Source organism: Pseudomonas sp. TMW22091, assembly GCF_022496705.1.
GTDB classification, from domain to species: domain Bacteria; phylum Pseudomonadota; class Gammaproteobacteria; order Pseudomonadales; family Pseudomonadaceae; genus Aquipseudomonas; species Aquipseudomonas saxonica.
In genome coordinates, this window is the sequence record NZ_SCFI01000003.1 from 299,916 (window position 1) to 321,409 (window position 21,494).

Genomic DNA, 21,494 nt, shown 5'->3' on the forward strand with positions numbered 1-21,494 from the left:
AGAATTTACACATCCAATGGATATGTACTCAGTGCTCCAGTTATCTAAACCGCGTACATATCCATTTCATGTATCACGGCGCTCTACGGGTTACGCCCTTACGGCGTGTCACTTTGCAAAAGCGGCAAAGTAACCAAAACGCTTCCGCCCCCGCGTACGGCCCTCGCTGCGCTCAGGTGCCCCTCGCTCCGGTCCCGCTCCGTGGGCACGCTGCGACGGGCCATCCTTGGCCCGATCGCAGCTCTCCCGGCATCCATGCCGGTCGACCCACTCCGCGAAACCTCCTCTCGGCCTCCCGAAGGGGCGGCAGATCAAGATCAAGATCAAGATCAAAAGCCAAGTCAAAAGCCAGATCAAAAACCAAGTCAAAAGCCAGGTCAAAAGCCAGGTCAAAAGCCAGGTCAAAAGCCAGATCAAAAACTAGATCACAAACCGAGTTATCTCGGGTTTACCCTTACGGGCGCTCGCCCGTGTGCTCATTGGCACTCAAATCAGTATTGCCATCCCATCCCCCACCCAAAGCAGCAATCAACTGCACGCTGGCTATCAACCGGCTTTGCAACAGGTTCAACACGGTGCGCTCATTAGACAAGGCCGTCGTTTGTACCGTTACCACGTCTAAATAAGCAATCAAACCCGCCTTGTACTGGTTAGTGGTCAAACGCAACGACTCTCGCGCCGACTCCAGCGCTTGCTCCTGCACCACCGACTCATCCGCCAGGACTTTCAGTTGCACCATGTAATTCTCGACCTCACGCAAACCATCGAGCACGGTCTGACGGTATTTGGCCACAGTCTGGTCATAGATCGCTTCGTTGCGATCGACGTCTGCCGAACGCTGGCCGCCATCAAACAAGGGCAAGGAAATCTTCGGACCCACCGACCAGAATCGGTTCGGTACGCTGATCCAGTCCTGGTACTGGCTGCTGCTGTAACCACCCGACAGGCTCAAGCTGAAGTCCGGGTAGTAAGCCGCTTTGGCCACGCCGATGTTGGCGTTGGCAGCAATGATCGAGCGCTCCGCCGAGGCGATGTCAGGACGCCGCTCCAGCAGTTGTGAAGGCAGGCTCACCGGAATCTGCGGCAGGTTCGGCACGTCTTTGACTTCCGCCAACTGGAACCCTGACGGCGCTTGCCCCGTAAGGACAGCTATGGCGTTTTCAAACTGCGCACGCTGCCAGATCAGGTCGATCAGGCTGGCCTGGGTGGTGCGCAGTTGGGTTTGTGCCTGGGCCACGGCGTCTTTGCCGGATATACCCGCACGGTATTGGTTTTCACTCATTTTCAACGAGCGCTGGTACGCCTCGACGGTGGCTTCGAGCAGGCGTTTTTGCTCATCAATCACGCGCAGTTGCAGGTAGTTCTGCACCAGTTCCGATTGTTGGCTCAAACGCATCGCCGCCAAGTCAGCCAAGCTGGCTTCGGCGCTGGCTTCGTTGGCTTCCAGCCCACGGCGCAGTTTGCCCCAGACATCGGCTTCCCAGCTCACACCCACTTGTGCATTCAAGGTGTCGCGGATGCCGCTGCTCGATTGGGTCAGGCTTGAACTGGAACTGCCTGAGCCCTGACTGGAACGGGTTTTACCCACGCTCAGGTCGGCACTCGGGAAGAAAGCACCACGCGCTGTGCGCACCAGTGCCTGGGCCTGACGGAACTGGGCTTCGGATTGCGCTACGGTCTGGTTGGAACGGTTGAGCGTTTCAACCAGACCGTTGAGTTGCGCATCGCCATACAGTTCCCACCAGGCCCCGCGGGCCAGGGCATCACTGGGGTTGGCCTGGGTCCAGCCCGCCGCTTCTTTGTATTCGAGCGGGGCTGGCGCTTGCGGACGCTGGTAGTCAGGACCAATCGCACAGGCGCTTAGCAACAGACCGGTAAACGCCAGCCCCAGCCCACGGGCAAGGGCCCAACGTTGGGGCGACAGGGCCGGAGCGAGGGTAAGCAAACGAGAGGTCATAGCGCAGTTTCCAGAGCAGCATCAGTGCGTACGCCACGCCATTTGTTGAAGCGGTGGCGCGCGCGGTCGAGATAGAGGTAAACCACCGGGGTGGTGTATAGGGTCAGGATCTGGCTGAAGACCAACCCGCCAATAATGGTCAGGCCCAGCGGCTGGCGCATTTCTGCACCTTCAGCGGTGCTGAGCAGCAGCGGTACGGCACCCAGAATGGCCGCCAGTGTGGTCATCAGAATCGGCCGCAGACGCTGCAGGCAGGCGCTGCGGATGGATTGCTCGGGGCTGAGGCCACCGTGGCGTTCCAGCTGCAACGCAAGGTCGATCATCAGGATCGCGTTTTTCTTCACCACGCCAATCAACAGGAACAAGCCCAGCAGTGAAATCAGGCTGAATTCGCCCCCCGTCAGGTAGATGCTCAACAACGCCCCCACGCCCGCCGACGGTAGAGTCGACAAAATGGTCAGCGGGTGGATATAGCTTTCATAAAGAATCCCCAGCACCAGATACACCGCCACCAACGCGCCGAGGATCATGAAAGGCTGACCCTTTTGCGTGGCCGCAAAGGCATCGCCCGTACCGGCCATTTTGGCGATCACGTCTTCCGGCAATCCCAGTTTGGCTATCGCTCGCTCAATCGCAGCGGTGCCCTGTTCCAGTGACACACCAGGCGCCATGTCGAACGCAATGGTCTCGGAAGCAAACTGGCCTTCGTGCTCGACGCGGTCGTCTTGCAGGCTGTTTTCGTAGTGGGCAATGGTCGATAACGGCACGCGCTCACCCTCGGCGGTGATGACCTGCACCTGGTTGAGGGTTTCAGGGTCCTGGGCGTATTTGGGGTTGACCTCCATGACCACCTGATACTGGTTCAGGCTGTCGTAGATGGTCGAAATCTGCCGCTGACTGTAGGCGTTGTTAAGCACCGCCGTGACCATGTTCATGTCGATGCCAAGACGCTTGGCCTGATCGCGGTCCACCACCAGCGTGACTTGCTGGGCACCGCGCCCTTCGCGGGCATCGATGGCCGTCAGTTCGGGCAGCGCTTTAAGGGCAGCCACGACTTTCGGGTACCAGATGCGCAGTTCGTTGAGGTCGCCACTTTGCAGGATGTAGGAGTACTGCGAACTGCTTTGCTCGCGGCCACCGCCAAATTGCAAGTCTTGGTCAGCCATCAGCATCAAGCGCCCACCAGGTACTTTGGGCATGGTGTTGCGCAGTCGCTCGATGACTTTTTGCGCAGAAATCTTGCGCTCGGAGACCGGCTTGAGGCGCACGATCATGATCGCGTTGTTGGTGCCGCCGTTGCCGCCAATAAACCCGGCCACACTTTCAACGGCCGGGTCGGCCAGCACCGCCTTGCGGAAGATTTCCATTTTCGGCTGCATGACGCTGAATGACAGGCCATCGTCGCCACGCACGAAACCGATCAGTTGCCCGGTGTCCTGCTGCGGCATGAAGGTCTTGGGCACTACCACGTACAACGCCACGTTGACGCCAATGGTCACCAGCAGGCTTAACAAGGTCAGGCGCTTGTGCCGCAATACCCAGTCCAGCGAGCGCGCATAGCCTCGCATCATGCGTTCGTTAAGGCGGATGCTCCAACGCTGCATGGCGTTTTCAGTGCCCGGCACATGGGGCTTGAGCCAGCGTGCGCAGAGCATCGGGGTCAGGGTCAGTGACACCACCAGCGACACCACAATCGATGCGGCCAGCGTGATCGAGAACTCGCGGAACAGACTCTCGACAATCCCGCCCATAAACAGGATCGACAGGAACACGGCCACCAGCGACACGTTCATCGACAGCAAGGTAAAACCGACTTCCTTGGCACCCATGTATGCGGCTTTCATCGGCGCGATACCGGCGTCGATATGCCGCGAGATGTTCTCCAGCACCACGATGGCATCGTCCACCACCAGCCCGGTGGCCAGAATCAGCGCCATCAGCGACAGGTTGTTCAGCGAGAAGCCGTACAGGTACATGATGGCGAAGGTGCCGATCAACGACACCGGCACCGCTAACGTGGGGATCAACGAGGCACGGAAATTACCCAGGAACAGGAACACCACGATAATCACCAGCACCACGGCGATCAGCAAGGTCATTTCGGCTTCGTGCAAGGTGGCCTTGATCACCGGCGAACGGTCCATGGCCACTTCCAGCTTGACGCTGGCGGGCAGCACGGCTTGCAAGGCCGGCAATTGCGCCTTGATGGCGCTTACAGTCTCGATGATGTTGGCCCCGGCCTGGCGGTTGACCACCAGCAGCACGGCCGCGTCATTGTTGAAGAAGCCACTGTTGTAGCGGTCCTCAACGCTGTCCTGCACTTTGGCCACATGATTGAGGCGCAAGGCGGCACCGTCCTGATAACGGATAATCAGCGACTCGTAATCCTTGGCTTTTTCCAGCTGGTCATTGGCCTGAATCTGCCAGTTACGCTCGCCATCCGACACCGCGCCCTTGGGCCGACGCACGTTGGCACTGGCAATGGTGCTGCGCACTTCATCCAGCGACACACCGTACTGGTTCAGCAGTTGCGGCTCCAGCTCGATACGCACCGCCGGCAGCGAGCTGCCGCCAATTTGTACTTCACCCACCCCCGGCACTTGAGACAGGCTCTGCGACAGGATGGTCGACGCCAGATCGTACAGCTCGCCTTTGGACAGCACCTCCGAGGTCAGCGCCAACACCATGATCGGTGCTTGCGAGGGGTTGACCTTTTTGTAGGTCGGCATGCTTTTCATGCCGCTGGGCAGCAAGTTGCGCGATGCGTTGATGGCCGCCTGCACTTCTCGCGCCGCACCGTTGATGTCGCGGTCCTGATCGAACTGCAAAATTACCCGGGTCGAGCCCTGACTGGAACGACTGCTCATGGTGTTGACCCCGGCAATCGAGCCAAACGAGCGCTCAAGCGGGGTGGCCACCGTGGACGCCATCACCTCGGGGCTGGCCCCCGGCAAACTGGCGGAGACCACAATCACCGGAAAATCGATTTGCGGCAACGGAGACACCGGCAACAAACCAAAGCTCACACCGCCCAACAGCATGATGGCCAGGCTGAGCAGCATGGTGGCGACGGGGCGCCGGATAAACGGCCCGGACAGGTTCATACCGACGCCTGCTCAGCGTTGGCTGCATCACCCCGCCAGCGGCGGCCCAATCGGTCGAAGTACAGGTAAATGACCGGGGTGGTAAACAGCGTCAGCACTTGGCTGACCAGCAAACCGCCCACCATCACCAGCCCCAGCGGCTGGCGCAATTCTGCACCGGAGCCGGTGGCCAGCATCAGCGGTACGGCACCAAACAGCGCCGCCAGTGTGGTCATCAAAATCGGCCTGAAACGCAGTAACGCCGCCTGATAAATCGCCTGTTCCGGGGCCATGCCCTGATTGCGCTCGGCATCAAGGGCAAAGTCGATCATCATGATCGCGTTCTTTTTCACAATACCGATCAGCAAAATGATGCCGATGATCGCGATCATGCCCAGATCATTGCCACTCAGTATCAGCGCCAGCAAGGCACCCACGGCCGCCGACGGCAAGGTCGAAAGAATGGTGACGGGGTGGATGTAACTTTCGTACAGCACGCCGAGCACGATGTACATGGTCACGATGGCAGCCAGAATCAGCAGCAAGGTGCTCGACAACGACGCCTGAAACGCTTTCGCCGCGCCCTGGAACTCGGTTTGCACGCCCACCGGCATACCGATGTCTTTTTGCACCTGATCGATCAATTCGACGGCTTCGCCCAGCGCAACACCGGGCGCGAGGTTGAACGACACCATCACCGAGGGGAACTGGCCAATGTGAGAGATCGCCAGTTGCGCCTGTCGTTCTTCTACCTTGGCCAGGCTCGACAGTCGGACTTGCCCGCCATCGGTGGTCTTGACGTGAATCTGGTCCAACGCCTGCGGGCCGATTTTCTCGCCATCTTTGGCTTGCAACACCACGCGGTATTGGCTGGCCTGGGTATAGATGGTGGAAATCTGACGTTGACCAAAGGCGTCATACAACGCGTCGGTGATATTGGCCACTGTCACCCCAAGGCGCGAGGCCGCATCGCGGTCAATCACCAGGTACACCTGCAAGCCTTTGTCTTGAAGGTCGCTGGCCACATCGGTCAGCTCCGGCTGATTGGACAGCGCCGTTACCAGCTTTTGCGTCCAGGTGCTGAGCAGCTCGGCATCGGGTGACGTCAGGCTGAACTGGTACTGAGTGCGGCTAACCCGGTCTTCGATGGTCAAGTCTTGTACCGGCTGCATGAACAGGCGAATCCCCGACTGCTTGTCGACCTGCGGTTGCAGGCGGGCAATCACTTCAGACGCCGTTTCACTGCGATCACCGTGAGGCTTGAGGTTGATCAGCATGCGCCCGCTGTTGAGGGTCGCGTTATCGCCGTCCACACCGATGTAAGACGACAGGCTTTGCACCGCAGGGTCTTGCAGAATGAGCTGCGCCAGTGCTTGCTGACGCTGGCTCATGGCACTGAACGAGATCGACTGCGGCGCTTCGGTAATCCCCTGAATCACCCCGGTGTCTTGCACCGGGAAAAAACCCTTGGGCACGACCATGTACAGTAAGACGGTCAGTGCCAGTGTGCCGATGGCCACCAGCAAGGTCAGCGGTTGATGCTTGAGCACCCACTGCAACATGCGACCGTACTCGGTGATCATCCAGTCGATGAAAGCACCGCTGGCCCGGTAGAAACGACCCTGTTCCTCAGGCTTGGGTTCGGCTTTGAGCAGGCGCGCGCACATCATCGGCGTCAGGGTCAGCGAGACCACCAGCGAAATCAGAATGGCCACCGCCAGGGTGATGGCAAATTCGCGGAACAGACGCCCCACTACATCGCCCATAAACAGCAACGGGATCAGTACGGCAATCAGCGACAGGGTCAAGGAAATCAGGGTAAAGCCGATTTGCTTGGCGCCCTTGAGCGCCGCCTGCATTGGGCTGTCGCCTTCTTCGATGTAGCGCGAGATGTTCTCCAGCATGACGATAGCGTCATCGACCACAAAGCCGGTGGCAACGGTCAAGGCCATCAGCGTCAGGTTGTTGATCGAAAAACCCGCGAGGTACATCACCCCGAAGGTGCCGATCAGTGACAGCGGCACCGCAATCGAAGGAATGAGGGTGGCGCTGGCACGGCGCAGAAACAGGAAGGTCACCATCACCACCAGGGCGATGGCGATCAGCAATTCCAATTGCACATCGCGCACCGAGGCGCGGATGGTTTGCGTGCGGTCGGTCAATACCGTCACGTCAATACCGGCGGGCAGGTTGTCGGTGATGCTGGGCAGCAGCGCCTTGATCCGGTCCACCACTTCAATCACGTTGGCACCCGGCTGGCGCTGGATATTAAGCAGTACAGCCTGATTTTCATTGGCCCAGGCGGCAAGCCGCTCGTTCTCGGCGCCATCGACAATTTCGGCCACGTCCTTGAGTCGCAACGGCGCGCCGTTGTTATAGGCGAGGATCAGCTCGGCGTATTCCTCCGGGGTTTTCAACTGATCGTTGGCGTCGAGCATCGACACCCGGGTCGGGCCGTCGAAATTACCCTTGGGCTGGTTGACGTTGGAGGCGTTGATGAGCGTGCGCACATCCGCGAGGTTGAGGCCATTGGCGGCCAGTGCTTCAGGGTTGACCTTGATGCGCACCGCCTGACGCTGACCACCGGCAATACTGACCATGCCAACGCCGCTGATCTGGGCAATTTTCTGGGCCATGCGCGTATCGACCAAGTCATTGAGCTTGGGCAGCAGCATGGTTTTCGATGTAATCGCCAGGGTCAGCACCGGGGTATCGGCCGGGTTGACCTTGTTGTACACCGGCGGGGCCGGTAAATCGCTGGGCAACAGGTTGCTGGCAGCATTGATCGCCGCCTGCACTTGTTGCTCGGCGACATCCATATTGATGTCCAGGTTAAAGCGCAACGTCAGCACCGAAGCGCCCCCGGAGCTGGTGCTGGCCATTTGTGTCAAACCGGGCATTTGCCCGAACTGGCGCTCTAGCGGTGCGGTGACCGCGCTGGTCATCACGTCAGGGCTGGCGCCCGGATACAGCGTCATGACCCGGATGGTCGGGTAATCGACCTGAGGCAAGGCCGACACCGGCAACAGGCGGTAGGCAATGATCCCGGACAACACGATGGCCAGCATGCACAGCGTGGTTGCGACCGGGCGCAGGATAAACAGCCGCGACAGATTCATTCGTGCGCCTTGCCCTTGCCGTTGGCTTTGGCATCCGCAGGCACAGCAACGGCCTCAGCCCCGCCTTGCAGGTGCTGCGCCGGGGTGGCCGGCACCTCGGCGCTGTCGTTGACGACCTCTACCGCGCCGCCATCACGCAACCGGTCAGTGCCTTCCAGCACAACGCGATCACCGGGTTCCAGCCCTTCTTCAATGACCGTCACATCACCGTCGGTGGCCCCCACTTTGATGCTGCGGATCTTGACCTTGTTGTCACCGTCCATGGCATAGACAAACGACCCATTGGTGCCGTATTGAATGGCCGCTGTCGGGGCCAGAATCACATTTTTCAGCGTGTCGGCCAGCAGGTGCACATTGACGAACTGGTTGGGGAACAGCGCCTGATCGCGGTTCTCAAACAGTGCTTTGAACTTCAACGTGCCAGTGGTGATATCAATCTGGTTATCAATGCTGCTGAGCACACCGGTTGCCAACTCTTTGGTGTCGCCACGGTTCCAGGCCTGCACGGGCAATTGGGCGCCACTGCGGTAACGCTCCAGCACCAGTGACAGGTTGCTCTCCGGCAGGGTGAAACTGACCACGATTGGCTCGGTCTGGGTAATCACCACCAGCGCGGTGGTGTCATTGGCGGCGACCAGGTTGCCCACGTCCAATTGGCGCAAGCCCACTCGGCCGCTGATCGGTGCGCGAATCTTGGTGAAATCGAGGTTGAGCTTGGCGTCGTTGACCGCCGCCTGATTGGTTTTGACCGTGCCCTGATACTGACTCACCAGCGCTTCGGCGGTGTCCAGGGTTTGCTTGGCGATACTGTCTTCGGCATACAGACCGCGATAGCGCTGCACATCGACCTGCGCGTTTTTCAACTGGGCCTGATTTTGCAGCAACGTGCCTTCAGCTTGCAGCAAGGCATTCTGGTAGCTGCGCGGGTCTATCTCAGCCAGCAAGTCGCCCGCTTTGACCATCTGCCCTTCCTTGAAATAGACCTTGACCAGCTCGCCCGCCACTCTGCTGCGCACATTGATGGTATTGAGGGCCGTTACCGTGCCCAGCGCCTTGTAGTAAATCGGGAAGTCCCCGCGCGTCACGTCCGCCACCCGCACTGGCACGGCTTGAGTCGAACCGCCAAAACCAGGGCGCGCCATGCCTGTGCGACTGGTTTGCCCGGCGGCTTGGGTTGCCTCGGTTTTTTTCGCTGACGACGGCCATAGCCACCAGCACAGGCCAATAATGACCAGCAACACCAGCAGAGCAACCAGCCAGCGACGAGAAGTGTGGGAAACAGAGGATTGCATTGAATGATCAACCAGTTGGGCGCGAGCGCTTATTATCAGGAGGCTGAACGATAAGCAGTGTCGGCGGTTATGAAAAGGCTCTTTACCGGGTATTTACGTTATAGGGGGTAGATGACAGGAAAAGTGGCGGTTTGGCGCAATCTTGAACTCGTAGCAGTTGACGAGTAATGCGAGGCTACGATCGGCGGCGTAGCCGTCGTAAAACCCTTCAACTCGGTAAATCAACTTCACCACGGCAGATGGGTTGGCTGTTTCAGCTACACCGTGCGCTCAGCGTTTGCGACGATTGCATCGTCGAACGTAGCCTCGCACTACTCGTCAACTGCTACAGGGGTCTGCGTGCCCCCCCGCCCGCTACAAAACCCGCACAAAAAAACGGCCTGGCAATCAATGCCAGGCCGTTTGGGTCATGCCGTGATGCTTACTTCAAAACAGCCAGTGCTGCTTCGTAGTCTGGCTCTTCAGCGATTTCTTTGACCAGCTCGCTGTGCAGCACGTTGTTGTTTTCGTCCAGTACCACCACTGCACGGGCAGTCAGGCCTTTAAGCGGGCCATCAGCGATTGCAACGCCGTAGTTTTCGATGAACTCGGCGCCACGCAGGGTCGACAGGTTTTGCACGTTTTCCAGGCCTTCAGCGCCGCAGAAACGGGCTTGTGCGAACGGCAGGTCAGCCGAAATGCACAGCACAACGGTATTGGCCAACTCACTGGCCATTTTGTTGAACGTGCGTACCGACGTTGCACAGGTCGGGGTGTCTACGCTTGGGAAGATGTTGAGCACTTTACGTTTGCCGGCAAAGCTAGCCAACGTCATATCGGACAAATCACCTGCCACCAGCGAAAAATCTGGAGCCTTGGCGCCTACCGCTGGCAGTTCGCCGTTGACTTGAACAGGGTTGCCTTTAAGCGTCACTTGAGCCATGAACGATGTCCTTCTTAACAGTATTTGAAGAGGCCGAAGTTAAACACGAAACAGTCACGCCACCTATGACCTCCACACAAAATGTCACGATCAACCTGACACAGGCTCAACGACGGACGACGCATTCGACACGTCGCCCGTGAACACCCTTTTCTATTCGTTCTTGAGCTTCAAATAGGACTGATGCATGTCTGTGGCCCAGCCATCGATCACGGCTTTGAAGTTATCGGCCTTCAGTTCCTGGGTGTTGTTATCCAGCGGCTTGCCCGTGCCCTTGCGCACGACCTGAGCCACAACATCCTGACTTTGCCCGTCTATCAAAACGGCCTCGGTCGACAACTGGGTTTCTTGATCACGTATACCCGTTGCAGTGCTCACCGCCGCCGCCACCAGCGCCACGGGAATGTATTCATAGGGTGCCAGGCTCTCGGTTTCACTGCTGACGGCGGTGATGGCCGGCCGCACAACAATCACCCCCGGCCCCGGTGCGCTGGCCAAGGGCAGCGATTTGCCCAGCTCGCGTTTGAGTGCCTGATCGTAATACGCGGTTATGCCATTCAACGTTTTTTGGGAAATTTTTCCGGTGGGTTGAGGCGCCGGGTACAGCTGGCTCGGCTCGATGTACACGCTGGTGTATTTATTCAAGTCGAGCTTTGGGTCTATCCAGCGCATGACCTCGGCCCCCGAAGGCGATTTCTCCTCTTTGAGGTGACTGTAATCCTTCAAGAAACCGGAGTATTCGTTCGGTTGCACCGTCTGACTGGAACAACCGACCACCCCAAGCGAGGCAAGGCACACCGCCCCAAACATTAGCCCAAGCTTCATGCTGTAACTCCTGTAGAAAATGCAACCGCACAGATACGGAAACTTAGGTATAGCTAAACATCCGCAAAAGGCCGTGGACAGGTCGTAAATCCGTCAGTGAAAAATCGTTTGCCGGGTTGCACAATGCAGGGATTGCGCGGCATTCTGCCAGCCTGCCTTCAACGAACTTTTGATCGAAGATACACTCCATTCATACAGCCATTTCCTTATTTAAGACTGAGACGCCCCATGACTTCCAAGCTGGAACAACTCAAGCAGTTCACCACCGTGGTCGCAGACACCGGCGACCTCGACGCGATTACCCGCCTCAAACCCGTTGATGCCACCACCAATCCTTCGCTGCTGCTCAAAGCTGCCGCGCTGCCCGGTTACGCCGATTTACTGAAAAACGCCATCGAACACGCCAAAGGCGATGTCGGCCTGGCGTGCGACCTGTTCGCGGTGTCGGTGGGTAGCGGTATCTTGAAAGTCATTCCTGGGCGAATTTCGACGGAAGTCGACGCTCGCCTGTCGTTTGACGAAGCGGCCCTGCTGCAAAAAGCCAATCAGTTGATCGAGTTATATGACAAGGCTGGAGTTGGCCGTGACCGCGTGCTGATCAAGCTCGCCTCGACCTGGGAAGGTATCCGTGCGGCTGAGAAGCTGGAAAAAGCCGGGATTCAAACCAACCTGACGCTGCTGTTCTCATTTGCCCAGGCAGCGGCCTGTGCCGATGCGGGCGTGTTCTTGATCTCGCCATTTGTGGGCCGCATCTACGACTGGTACAAAAAATCCACCGGCATTGACTACACCGGCTCCGATGATCCGGGCGTGCAATCGGTTACCCGCATCTACAACTACTACAAAGCCAATGGCTACAGCACCGTGGTCATGGGCGCGAGCTTCCGCAACACCAACCAGATTGAACAATTGGCCGGTTGCGACCGCTTGACCATCAGCCCCGACCTGCTGGAAAAACTGGCCCAGGAACAAGGCACGCTGGAACGCAAACTGGCCCCTGGCAATGCTGGCGAACCGCGTCTGATCCTCAGCGAAGCGCAGTTCCGCTGGGAATCGAATGAAGACGCCATGGCCACTGAAAAACTGGCCGAAGGCATCCGCCAGTTCGCCCGTGACCAAGAAAAGCTGGAAGCGTTGCTGTCGGGTAAATAACTCGGTGTACGCGTAGCAGCTGACGAGTTCTGCGAGGCTGCGATCGGCGGCAAAGCCGTCGTAAAACCCTACAACCCGGTTATTCAGGCACCCCCTGAGCGGCCGGGTTTACGAGGACTGCGTCCTCGAACGCAGCCTCGCAGAGCTCGTCAGCTGCTACGGGTTTTAGCGACTCAATAATTCACGGCAATAACGCTCCACCCCTTCCTCCAACGTCAACATCGGCTCGCTGTAACCCGCCTCACGCAAGCGGGTCAGGTCGGCGCAGGTGTACACCTGATATTTGCTTTTAAGCGCTTGGGGAAACGCAATGTATTGCAGCACACCCTCCAGCAGCGCTGTTTCCAGGGTCAGCTCAGGCCTGTTCTCAGCCACTCGCACACTGTTGATGGTCGCCAACGCCAACGCATTGAATGAGCGCGCCAATCCCGTCCCCAGATTGAAAATCCCGCTGGTCTGCGGATTGTCCAGCCAATGCAGATTGACCTTGACCACATCTTCAACCGACACAAAATCGCGCAGATGCCCGCCCGCCGGGTAACCGCCATAGTCTGCGAACAATTCAACATGCCCGCGCTCGCGGTACTGGTTGAAACAGTGCCAGACCATCGACGCCATACGCCCTTTGTGCTGCTCACGCGGGCCGTACACATTGAAGTATCGCAACCCCACTATCTGGCTGCTGGCCGTAGGCAGTATCTGGCGTACCCGTTGGTCAAACAGGAATTTGGAATAGGCGTACACATTGAGTGGCTGCTCACATTCACGGTCTTCACGAAAGTCGCGACGAGCACCATAAACCGCCGCCGAGGAGGCATACAGCAATGCAACTGATTGCGCCTGACAGGCCTGCAACAGGTCGCAGCTGTATTGATAGTTGTTGTCCATCATCAGTCGCCCGTCACGCTCGACGGTACTTGAACAGGCGCCCTGATGCAGCACCGCACGCACACCCGCCCATTGCCGAGCAGCAAAACGGGGCAGGAACTCGCGTTTATCAAGGTAATCGGCAATGTCGCAATCGGCGAGATTACGGCACTTGTCACCGTCAGTCAGATCGTCGACGGCAATGATGTCGTGCTCGCCGCGCAAGTTCAGTGCCTTCACCAGATTGCTGCCGATAAACCCGGCAGCGCCGGTCACGATGATGCTCATGCCTAATCACCTCCTAAAAGAAGTGACCTTAGACTACGCGGCACTCAGCCGTGGGGATTGACGCGAATCAACTCAACGTGTCGCCGCCTGGAACGACGGCGACACGCCACCGATCAAGGGATCAGCGAGTACACCAGCGACGAAATCGCGATCAACCCGACAAGGGTGACGAACACGTTGGAGAGCAGCCCCGAGTACTGACGCATGGCCGGCACACGACGGATCGCATACATCGGCATCAGGAACAGGATGGCCGCGATCACCGGGCCACCCAGTGTTTCAATCATGCGCAGAATGCTCGGGTTAAGGGTGGCCACCGCCCAGCACACCACCAGCATGAAGGCGGCGGTCAAGCGGTCGAGGGTCTTGGCCCCTGGCCGTTTACCGGTTTTAAGCACCAGACCTTTAAGGCCTTCGCTGGCACCGATGTAGTGCCCCAGAAACGACTTGGCAATGGCCACGAACGCAATCAACGGTGCCGCAAAGGCAATGGTCGGGTTGTCGAAGTGGTTGGCCAGATAGGACAGGATCGACAGGTTCTGCGCCTTGGCCTCAGCCAATTGCGCAGGCGACAAGGTCAGTACGCAGCTGAACACGAAGAACAGCACCATGACGACCATCAGCAGGTGCGCGCGAGAAAGGATCTGGGAGCTGCGCTGATCGGCGTTCTGGCCATAACGGCGCTTTTGATCGACGGCGAAGGCGGAAATGATCGGCGAGTGGTTGAAAGAGAACACCATCACCGGAATCGCCAGCCATAAGGTGTGCAACAGGGCCGACGGCGCTGGCAGCGTGTTGGCAGTGCTCAGAATGCCGCCGTTCCAGTGCGGAATCAAAAACACCGCCAAAAACAGCAACGCCACGATAAACGGGTAGACCATCATGCTCATGGCCTTGACGATCGCTTGCTCGCCGCAGCGCACCACGGCCAGCAACCCGAGGATCAGCACCAACGACAGAATGGCCCGGGGCGGTGGCGTGACATGCAACTGGTTGAGCATAAAGCTGCCCACGGTGTTGGTCAGTGCCACGCTGTAGATCAGCAGGATCGGAAAAATGGCCAGGAAGTACAGCAACGTGATCAGCGCACCGGCCGTCAATCCAAAATGCTCTTCAACCACATCCGTGATGTCTGAGCCTTCGCGACCCGACAAGACGAAACGGGTCAAGCCACGGTGTGCGTAAAAGGTCATGGGGAACGCCAGCAGCGCCAGGATCAGCAACGGCCAAAAGCCGCCTATGCCTGCGTTGATGGGCAAGAACAGCGTACCTGCGCCAATGGCCGTACCAAACAGGCCCAGCATCCAGGTGGTGTCATGACGGTTCCAGCGACTGAGGGTCGCCGGGGTCTCGTCGAAGCGTTCATCAACGCTATTAGCCTGGTCATTCATCCGGTCGAATCTCCGCTAGCCGGTCGTTACCACGCGGCCGGGGCGAACGGAAAACACCTTACAGACCACGCCCCGGCCATAAGAGGGGCGCGATTGTCCGGGATTAGGCATAAGAAGCAAAGGGTTAGCTGAGCAATGGTGAAAAATGATGTCACACAACAACGCAATAGATGTACACCTGTTGATACAATCTACCCATCCACTTTTCACTGAAAAGGCCTGCCCTGATGCCCTGCTCGCTTCGTTTCACCGCACTGTTCGCACTGCTGTTTTGCGCTGCGGCCCATGCCGAGCAACTGACGATCACCTGGCCCGCAGACTGGGAGGTTCAGGCCCTGCCGCCTGCGGCCGACACCAACAACGTGCGTCAGCGGGCGGTCAAGAACGACGCCAATGGCGACCCGTTAATGGTCATGGAACTGACCCAGACCACGCTAGAACCCGAGCATCAAGTGAATATGGACGCGGTGCTGCTGCAAATGCGCAAGACGCTGCAAAAAAACTTCGCCAGCGCCGGCTATCAAAGTGCTTGCAACAAGATTCATGACAGCACCCTGGGTGGCCTCAAAGCACTGCAAACCACGTGCAAGATCACTCAGAACGGCAACCACGTGATCACCCAGACCCTCGTGGCCGCCACTCAGGGCAATAGCGCTTATGCCCTCTCCTACGCCGGGCCTGCTGAGGGTTACAAGGCCAACGAAGCAGAGGTCAATGGCATCCGTGCCAGCTTGCAACTAAGTAAACCCTAGGCCTTGGCGGCCATGGCGGTCACTTCAACACGCATGCCTTCGACCGCCAGAGCGGCCACGCCAACGGCGGCACGTACGGGCCACGGCTTTGCAAAGAAGCGGGTGTAAACCTCGTTGAAAGCTGCGCGGTCAGCCATGTCCGTGAGGTAAATGGTCAGGTGCATCACCCGGTCCATCGAGCTGCCCGCCCGCTCCAGCGCAACTTTAAGCGCTTGCAAGGTGCATTCACTTTGTTCGGTGATTGTGCCCAGCTCCAGACTGCCATCGGCACGGGTCGGAATCTGGGTGGACATCAGCACACCGGCAAAACCGGCTACGTCAGATGAGATGGAGTCTGCATCAGGGTCAGGAGTGAAGGTGATGTCGTGGTTAGCCATGCCATTAGCCTTGGAGTCAGGAAAAAGAGGGCCGCAGTATAACGGGCTGATGCGCTGTCAGCTCAAACCTGTAGCCCCGTTCACCTTTCATACCGGGTATTGCCAACACTGCAGTTATTGCTTCAGCGTTTTTTCTTCTTTGGTGCCTCTTGTTCTTCGGTTGGATCAGGCAAGTGAGACGCTTCTACCCCGATTACACCCACAGGCCCTAGATCTTTTTCAGGGCCGTTCAACGGCACCCGAATGGTTGCATCGTAAGTCAGGCAAAGTCTGGGGCGATTACCCAATGCCTGCCAAAAATTACCGAGGCTGTTCAAATGCTCCGAAGGCATCAGGCGCGAGAAAAGACTGCCGCCATCAGGCAATTCCCGGTTGTTAATCAGCGCACCGGTGATCCAACTGATCACTTTCATTTGCTGACTGTCCGGCCCCTGAGCGGACTCTACCCCATCCGAGGGGTCCCAATAGGTGATGAGGAAAGAGCAACGAAGATAAACATTGGCGACCTTGTATTTTCTCTCGTCTATTAAGTATTGACGAGGCTCACCCTCACGCAGCTCCATGTCTTCGGTCAGTTGGTAAAGAAACACACTCACGGTCGGTGATTCCACCTGCGTATCGAGTTTCGGAAGATCAAAACGAATTTCGATATTTCCATTTAAGTGCGTTTTCAAGGTAGCTGCCAAAGCACTGTTGAGCTTGATTATTGCGTCCTCTGTATTGTCTTTGGTCGATTTCATCTCACATCCTCCACGACGCTCATGAATAGATTTTTCCCAACTTGCCCATCTCGCGCTTGAGTGCCTGTTCAAGGTGGCGAAGCTCGACACACCGGGCCTCATCCTCGGCAGCCAGCCACGTTGCCAACAGCGCCACATTGCGGATGTTGGAACCAGTTATTTCTACTCGCCGGGCAAGGTCGGCGAAGTCGATGGCATCACTTAATGCAAGACCATGGGGCCAGATGGCCTGCCACATCCGTTCGCGCATGCTGGCATCGGGCATGCTGAAACGGGTCATGAAGGTGATGCGCCGATTAAAGGCGGTGTCCAGGTTGGCGCGGTTATTGGTCGACAAAATGACCAGCCCCGGATGCTGCTCCAAGCGCTGCAACAAGTACGACACTTCAATATTGGCATGGCGGTCATGGGAGTCCTGGGTGGCAGTGCGTTTGCCGAACAAGGCATCGGCTTCGTCGAAAAATAAAACCCCGCAGTCGCGCTCCGCCAGGTCGAAAATTTTTGCCAGATGCTTTTCCGTTTCACCGATGTACTTGTTGACCACCGCTGACAGGTCAATCTGTATCAAGTCCACCCCCAACTCGCCCGCCAGCACTTCGGCGGTCATGGTTTTACCGGTGCCCGATTCACCATAAAACAATGCGCTGATGCCGGTTGCACGCCCAAGCTTATGGCCAAAGCCCCTGTTCAATACCCCTTCGCGTTGACGGATGGCGCTCAGTATTTCCTTGAGCTGTACCTGCACTTCGCTGCTGACGATCAAGTCGCCAAACGTGCGCACCGGTTCGATACGGTGCACCAGCGAGCCAAAATCCTGATGGGTGCGCACCTGCAATGCCCGACGTAAATCGCCTTCATTCAGCAAAGCTTCATCGCAGCGCTGGCTCGCATAGAGGCTGGCCTCTTGCAGGGTGATCGCCACGTGCGCATGTTGCAGTGGATAGCGCTGCGCCAAGCGAGCAATATCGACACTCTCTTCAACCCCCAGCGCCCCAACCTGCTGATAGAAAAGGCGCGTGCCGATATGCACCACGTCGCTGGGCACCTCCAGCACCACATGGGGCAGGTTGCTCAAGCGCACCACCGGCAAATGCCGGGCAATGACCATCAACACAGGCCCTGTATGCCGGGCCAGACGCGACTCCAGAAACGCCAGTACATGCGGCCGGCTGTCTCGCACGGCTCCTGCTCCGCTCAGCAACAAACCGGCCCCGCGCATGCGCACTTCGCGCAGCGCCTGGGTGACGAAACCGCAAGCCTGTGTGAGGTCTTCGGGCAGCAGGTTGAGGTCCAGCAACAGTGTTTGCCGATCATTACGCGCCAAAATTTGAGCGACCAGACCGGCGACACTGGCTTCGGAGGAGGTGCGCAACACCACGCACACCGCCCCCTGCCGGTTAGCGGTCTGACAGCAACGACTCAAGTGCTCGGCGAATGTGTGTTCAATGAACTGTGAAGATGGCACCACCCAGGATGCGCCTAATTCCAGGGCAAATGGCAACGCCTCATGCCCCAGCAGAAAGTGGAAAACCCCAGGATCAAGGGTCAAAGGTGTTTGCAGCGAACCGGCGAACACCGGATCGGTTTTGAACAGCCCGTGTGAAAACAAATTCGCGCCGGGGTGTAGATACAGTTGCCCATGCGCTTGCTCAATAACATTGCTGCACAGCAACGACAGCGCAAACTCTGCGGTGATGGCCGAACGGTTCTCACCGCGCAGGCAGGCAATCAGCGTGCTATACCCGGCATCGAGCATGGGTAACAGGCACAACAGCAACACATCACGCTCAAACGGGTTGAGGTCGAAATGCCCCAACAACTGGGCCAACCGGCTGCCGGGGCGCAGCGTGCCTCGCCAGCGGTACTCTTCCCAGCCGGGAATCTCCTGCTCCCAGCGCGTTACGCCCACTTGAGCCACAAGGTTTTCCAGCAACACGTGCGCTTGAGGCAGCAACAACTGCGACAGATTGGCCATCGTGTTCTGCTCCAGCAGATCGCGAATACGCCGTTTGAAGCGGGTATCAACGTCTTCGAGCTGAGCGGTCAAGTCCAGCAAATAGTCGGTCATTGCGTTGAATACCCTCACTGTCGGCTTAAATAGCGTGCAGACACGCGCTCGGTGGCGTGAAAACGACCATCCCCGTAGCAGCTGACGAGTAATGCGAGGCTGCGTTCGACGATGCAATCGTCGCAAGCTCTCGGGGTGCGAACCTCAAGGCTGAATTATTTTACGACTGCTGCGCAGTCGAACGTCGCCTCGCATTACTCGTCAACTGCTACGGGTTTTTCGCTTAGATCCTGGTTGCTGACGACGTCCGAGATGTTCACCCCACAGAAGCCGCTTCATAAAAGCTGAGGTACAACGGCTGCATTAACCACGGGTAACTCAACACCGAAACAGGCCACGGCACCGGCGGTGGGGTCGAGGTACCCGGCTCCAGCTCAATCTCCAGCGACCATCGCCCGCCTTGCAGGCTCAATTTTCCCGGGCGCTGCAGAAAACGTTCGCGCAGTTCTGCAAGGGAAAAGTCCGACCAATTGTCCAGAGGCGCCGTGGGCGGTCTGGCCAGCCAGGCATCCAGCTCGGCGAGGTCATCAGGGTTGTCTTCAAACCCGTCTGGCGCTGCCAGTGGCAAGCCGAGTGGCATGCCACACAACCAGCGCAACAACGCTGAATCAGGCCAGTCCTCACCCCACATCAATGGCCCTTCACCCCATACCAGCGCTTGCAGACAGCGCATAGCACGGTAGTTACCTTCCGGTTGCACCCATTGCTGATCCACCAGCAGGCCCATTTTTTTAAACAATGAAGGCAACAGGGGCCACAGCAGCACAAGACCGGCTTCATGGATGGGCCAGGTCATGCCGGAGTTGATGCGGATCGGGGGTTCTGGGCGGGGGGTGGGTTGGGCCTTTGCCCGGGGCGCGCTAAACGGCAACGGTTGTGTACTCGCTGGGGGCACTTCAAGTGGATCTGTACGTACGGGCGAGAGAGAGGTACGTACTTGAGTCGGGCTAATTGAGGCCAGTGCTTCAGCCAAACATTTTTTTGCTTCGCCGGTGGTGCACAGCAGGTGCAGCCATTGACGAACTTCGGCACGCAATGGATAAGCCAGCAAGCGCGGTAGCCAGATGCGCAGGGTTGTTACGTGGATTGCCACCGGTAGCGTTTTTAAACTTGCAGGAGGATTGGGTACTGCAATCTGCGGATGGCGCTGCAAATATACCAACGCGCTTAAGGGCAATACTTCAGCCATTTTTTTGCGTTTAAGAAGTGCAACAGGTATTTCATCGACCAGTAACGTAGCTACTGATTTTAGGGTGATCACTTTTAACCGTATGAGCCAGAAAGTTAGTCTTGAGGGGTTCAATATAAGCCGGACTAAATAATTGGGTGTCGGTTCTAGTCGCGCTTCATAATATCGAGGAAAAAAGCCTGGTTCGCTGGTTAGCTCAGACTCAGAAAAGACGCTTCTAACAAGCCCCCCCTTAGATACAATTCCAGCCTCGATGTTTTGGTGCAGAGCATTTATCTGTTTATCTAATTGAGTACGTAACCGCACTGGCAACTCTGCTTCCCAACCTGCTTCATCAAAGGTGCCCAAGGGTAGCGTGAGTCGCTCTACTTTCAATGCTGGGGCGTGCCTGAACGCAGAGTCTAACTCCTCTCGCAGCACATCATGAAACAACAGGCTAATTTGCTGTATAAAAATAGTCTCATTCCCACAATGGCTACTGATACCAACCCTAAAGACAATTCTTCCAATAGTCGGGCATTGCAATGCAGGTGCCATTGGCGCTCCTCCCATTGACAAACAAGTACTAATGACTGAATGAGCGCATGACTGCACTCTGTTTTAACTTGCCAAACCTCTACACGAAACGACTAATCTGATAGCAAATTATACAAAACCGCACTTTGGCGCACTCATCACTCATGACGAACAAAGTTATGACAACCGGCACTTACAAGTGATCATTTAACAGCGCCCACAGACGAGAAACACTATCTACTGTGCTTTTCACAACACACTAAGATATCTTGGAAAAACATTACCACATATTATTCACCCCTTTCAACGACCACTACGAACCCTCATCAAATTTTTTAATTTCAAGATTGTATAACTTGTAAGCCTGATCAGAACCATTTTTAATAGGAAGCCTAAAGAACTTACCCGGAAAAATCGAAAATTCACTCATTAAATACCATAAGCGAAAACTAGAGCAGGTGAATGTACTATCACCCGCAGAATCTGAACCGCTATATATAGGTGGGACGGTGTCAATAAGAAAATCCTGAGGTTTCGCTGTCCGAACTGGAAACATGAATGCACCTCTAACAAAGCCAGTCGCAATTACATAAGGGGTTAGCGGAATGTCCTGTATTATAAAAAAAACCACGCAATTATCCGACCAAGCAACATAAGTGGCGCCCAACATATTTTTCATGTCAAGCAACCATGGAGGGTCGCCACCACTTACACTCAAAACACCGTTATTGACCGCAAACCCGGATCCCAATGTAGGCACATACTCTTCATTATCACCTTCAACACCTAATAGTTTATGCAAATAATGTACGTAACTAATGAATTTAGCGAATTCCTCTTCGCGAGGAACAGCCCCGACCTCAAAGAGGGACTTAACTTCAACATATCCCACGTCCAACCCCGGGATATCGGATTTAGTTCCATTCTTAGCTTTTCGCGCAACCATGACTTAAAAC

15 protein-coding genes are annotated in these 21,494 nt (G+C 56.9%); 2 read left to right on the top strand and 13 right to left on the bottom strand.

Going from position 1 to position 21,494, the window contains the following annotated elements:
* Nucleotides 1-454 precede the first annotated feature (454 nt).
* The 6 genes from EQV93_RS07860 to EQV93_RS07885 all read right to left on the bottom strand — a co-directional run bounded on the left by EQV93_RS07860 (nucleotide 455) and on the right by EQV93_RS07885 (nucleotide 11,198).
* Nucleotides 455-1,957: an efflux transporter outer membrane subunit gene (locus EQV93_RS07860; protein ID WP_208727484.1), complete on the bottom strand. Its 1,503-nt coding sequence runs from the start codon at nucleotides 1,955-1,957 to the stop codon at nucleotides 455-457.
* Nucleotides 1,954-5,061, bottom strand: a complete 3,108-nt coding sequence (locus EQV93_RS07865) for an efflux RND transporter permease subunit (protein WP_122782804.1) — start codon at nucleotides 5,059-5,061, stop codon at nucleotides 1,954-1,956. Before EQV93_RS07865 ends, EQV93_RS07860 begins: the two co-directional genes overlap by 4 nt.
* Nucleotides 5,058-8,159: an MdtB/MuxB family multidrug efflux RND transporter permease subunit gene (locus EQV93_RS07870; RefSeq protein ID WP_240891298.1), complete on the bottom strand. Its 3,102-nt coding sequence runs from the start codon at nucleotides 8,157-8,159 to the stop codon at nucleotides 5,058-5,060. The genes EQV93_RS07865 and EQV93_RS07870 overlap by 4 nt, the downstream gene beginning before the upstream one ends.
* On the bottom strand, nucleotides 8,156-9,466 hold the full coding sequence (locus EQV93_RS07875) for an MdtA/MuxA family multidrug efflux RND transporter periplasmic adaptor subunit (RefSeq protein ID WP_167654237.1): 1,311 nt from the start codon (nucleotides 9,464-9,466) through the stop codon (nucleotides 8,156-8,158). The genes EQV93_RS07870 and EQV93_RS07875 overlap by 4 nt, the downstream gene beginning before the upstream one ends.
* 406 nt (nucleotides 9,467-9,872) lie before the next feature.
* Entirely contained in the window at nucleotides 9,873-10,373 is a 501-nt protein-coding gene (tpx, locus tag EQV93_RS07880; RefSeq protein ID WP_240891299.1) for a thiol peroxidase, read from the bottom strand.
* 153 nt (nucleotides 10,374-10,526) lie between these two features.
* Nucleotides 10,527-11,198 carry a DUF3313 domain-containing protein gene (locus tag EQV93_RS07885; protein ID WP_122782808.1) on the bottom strand — a complete coding sequence of 224 codons (672 nt, stop codon included), beginning with the start codon at nucleotides 11,196-11,198 and terminating at the stop codon, nucleotides 10,527-10,529.
* A 228-nt stretch (nucleotides 11,199-11,426) separates the two neighbouring features.
* Here EQV93_RS07885 and tal point away from each other — a divergent pair, with 228 nt between their 5' ends.
* Entirely contained in the window at nucleotides 11,427-12,350 is a 924-nt protein-coding gene (tal, locus tag EQV93_RS07890) for a transaldolase (RefSeq protein WP_122782809.1), read from the top strand.
* A 165-nt stretch (nucleotides 12,351-12,515) separates the two neighbouring features.
* Here the strand turns inward: tal and rfaD are convergent, their stop codons facing one another.
* The gene (gene rfaD, locus EQV93_RS07895) at nucleotides 12,516-13,505 is read right to left on the bottom strand and encodes an ADP-glyceromanno-heptose 6-epimerase (RefSeq protein WP_240891300.1); all 990 of its coding nucleotides are present in this window, start codon (nucleotides 13,503-13,505) and stop codon (nucleotides 12,516-12,518) included.
* A 113-nt stretch (nucleotides 13,506-13,618) separates the two neighbouring features.
* A complete protein-coding gene (locus tag EQV93_RS07900; RefSeq protein WP_122782811.1) occupies nucleotides 13,619-14,896 on the bottom strand; it encodes a serine/threonine transporter in 1,278 nt (425 codons plus the stop codon).
* Nucleotides 14,897-15,123: 227 nt separating this feature from the next.
* On the opposite strand from EQV93_RS07900, the gene EQV93_RS07905 reads away from it, so the two are divergent.
* Nucleotides 15,124-15,648 carry a DUF4946 domain-containing protein gene (locus EQV93_RS07905; protein WP_146383555.1) on the top strand — a complete coding sequence of 175 codons (525 nt, stop codon included), beginning with the start codon at nucleotides 15,124-15,126 and terminating at the stop codon, nucleotides 15,646-15,648.
* Here EQV93_RS07905 and EQV93_RS07910 read toward each other — a convergent pair.
* From EQV93_RS07910 to EQV93_RS07930, 5 genes are all read right to left on the bottom strand, one after another.
* Nucleotides 15,645-16,025, bottom strand: coding sequence for a RidA family protein (locus EQV93_RS07910; protein WP_122782813.1), 381 nt, complete (start codon nucleotides 16,023-16,025; stop codon nucleotides 15,645-15,647). The two genes, EQV93_RS07905 and EQV93_RS07910, sit on opposite strands and share 4 nt — an antisense overlap.
* A 122-nt stretch (nucleotides 16,026-16,147) precedes the next feature.
* Nucleotides 16,148-16,765 carry a DUF4255 domain-containing protein gene (locus EQV93_RS07915; protein ID WP_240891301.1) on the bottom strand — a complete coding sequence of 206 codons (618 nt, stop codon included), beginning with the start codon at nucleotides 16,763-16,765 and terminating at the stop codon, nucleotides 16,148-16,150.
* Nucleotides 16,766-16,784: 19 nt separating this feature from the next.
* On the bottom strand, nucleotides 16,785-18,833 hold the full coding sequence (locus tag EQV93_RS07920; protein WP_240891302.1) for an ATP-binding protein: 2,049 nt from the start codon (nucleotides 18,831-18,833) through the stop codon (nucleotides 16,785-16,787).
* A gap of 256 nt (nucleotides 18,834-19,089) precedes the next feature.
* Nucleotides 19,090-20,574: a contractile injection system tape measure protein gene (locus tag EQV93_RS07925; RefSeq protein WP_336247123.1), complete on the bottom strand. Its 1,485-nt coding sequence runs from the start codon at nucleotides 20,572-20,574 to the stop codon at nucleotides 19,090-19,092.
* Nucleotides 20,575-20,851: 277 nt separating this feature from the next.
* Nucleotides 20,852-21,484 (bottom strand): hypothetical protein, encoded by a 633-nt coding sequence (locus EQV93_RS07930; RefSeq protein ID WP_240891304.1) that lies wholly within the window; start codon nucleotides 21,482-21,484, stop codon nucleotides 20,852-20,854.
* Nucleotides 21,485-21,494 lie beyond the last annotated feature (10 nt).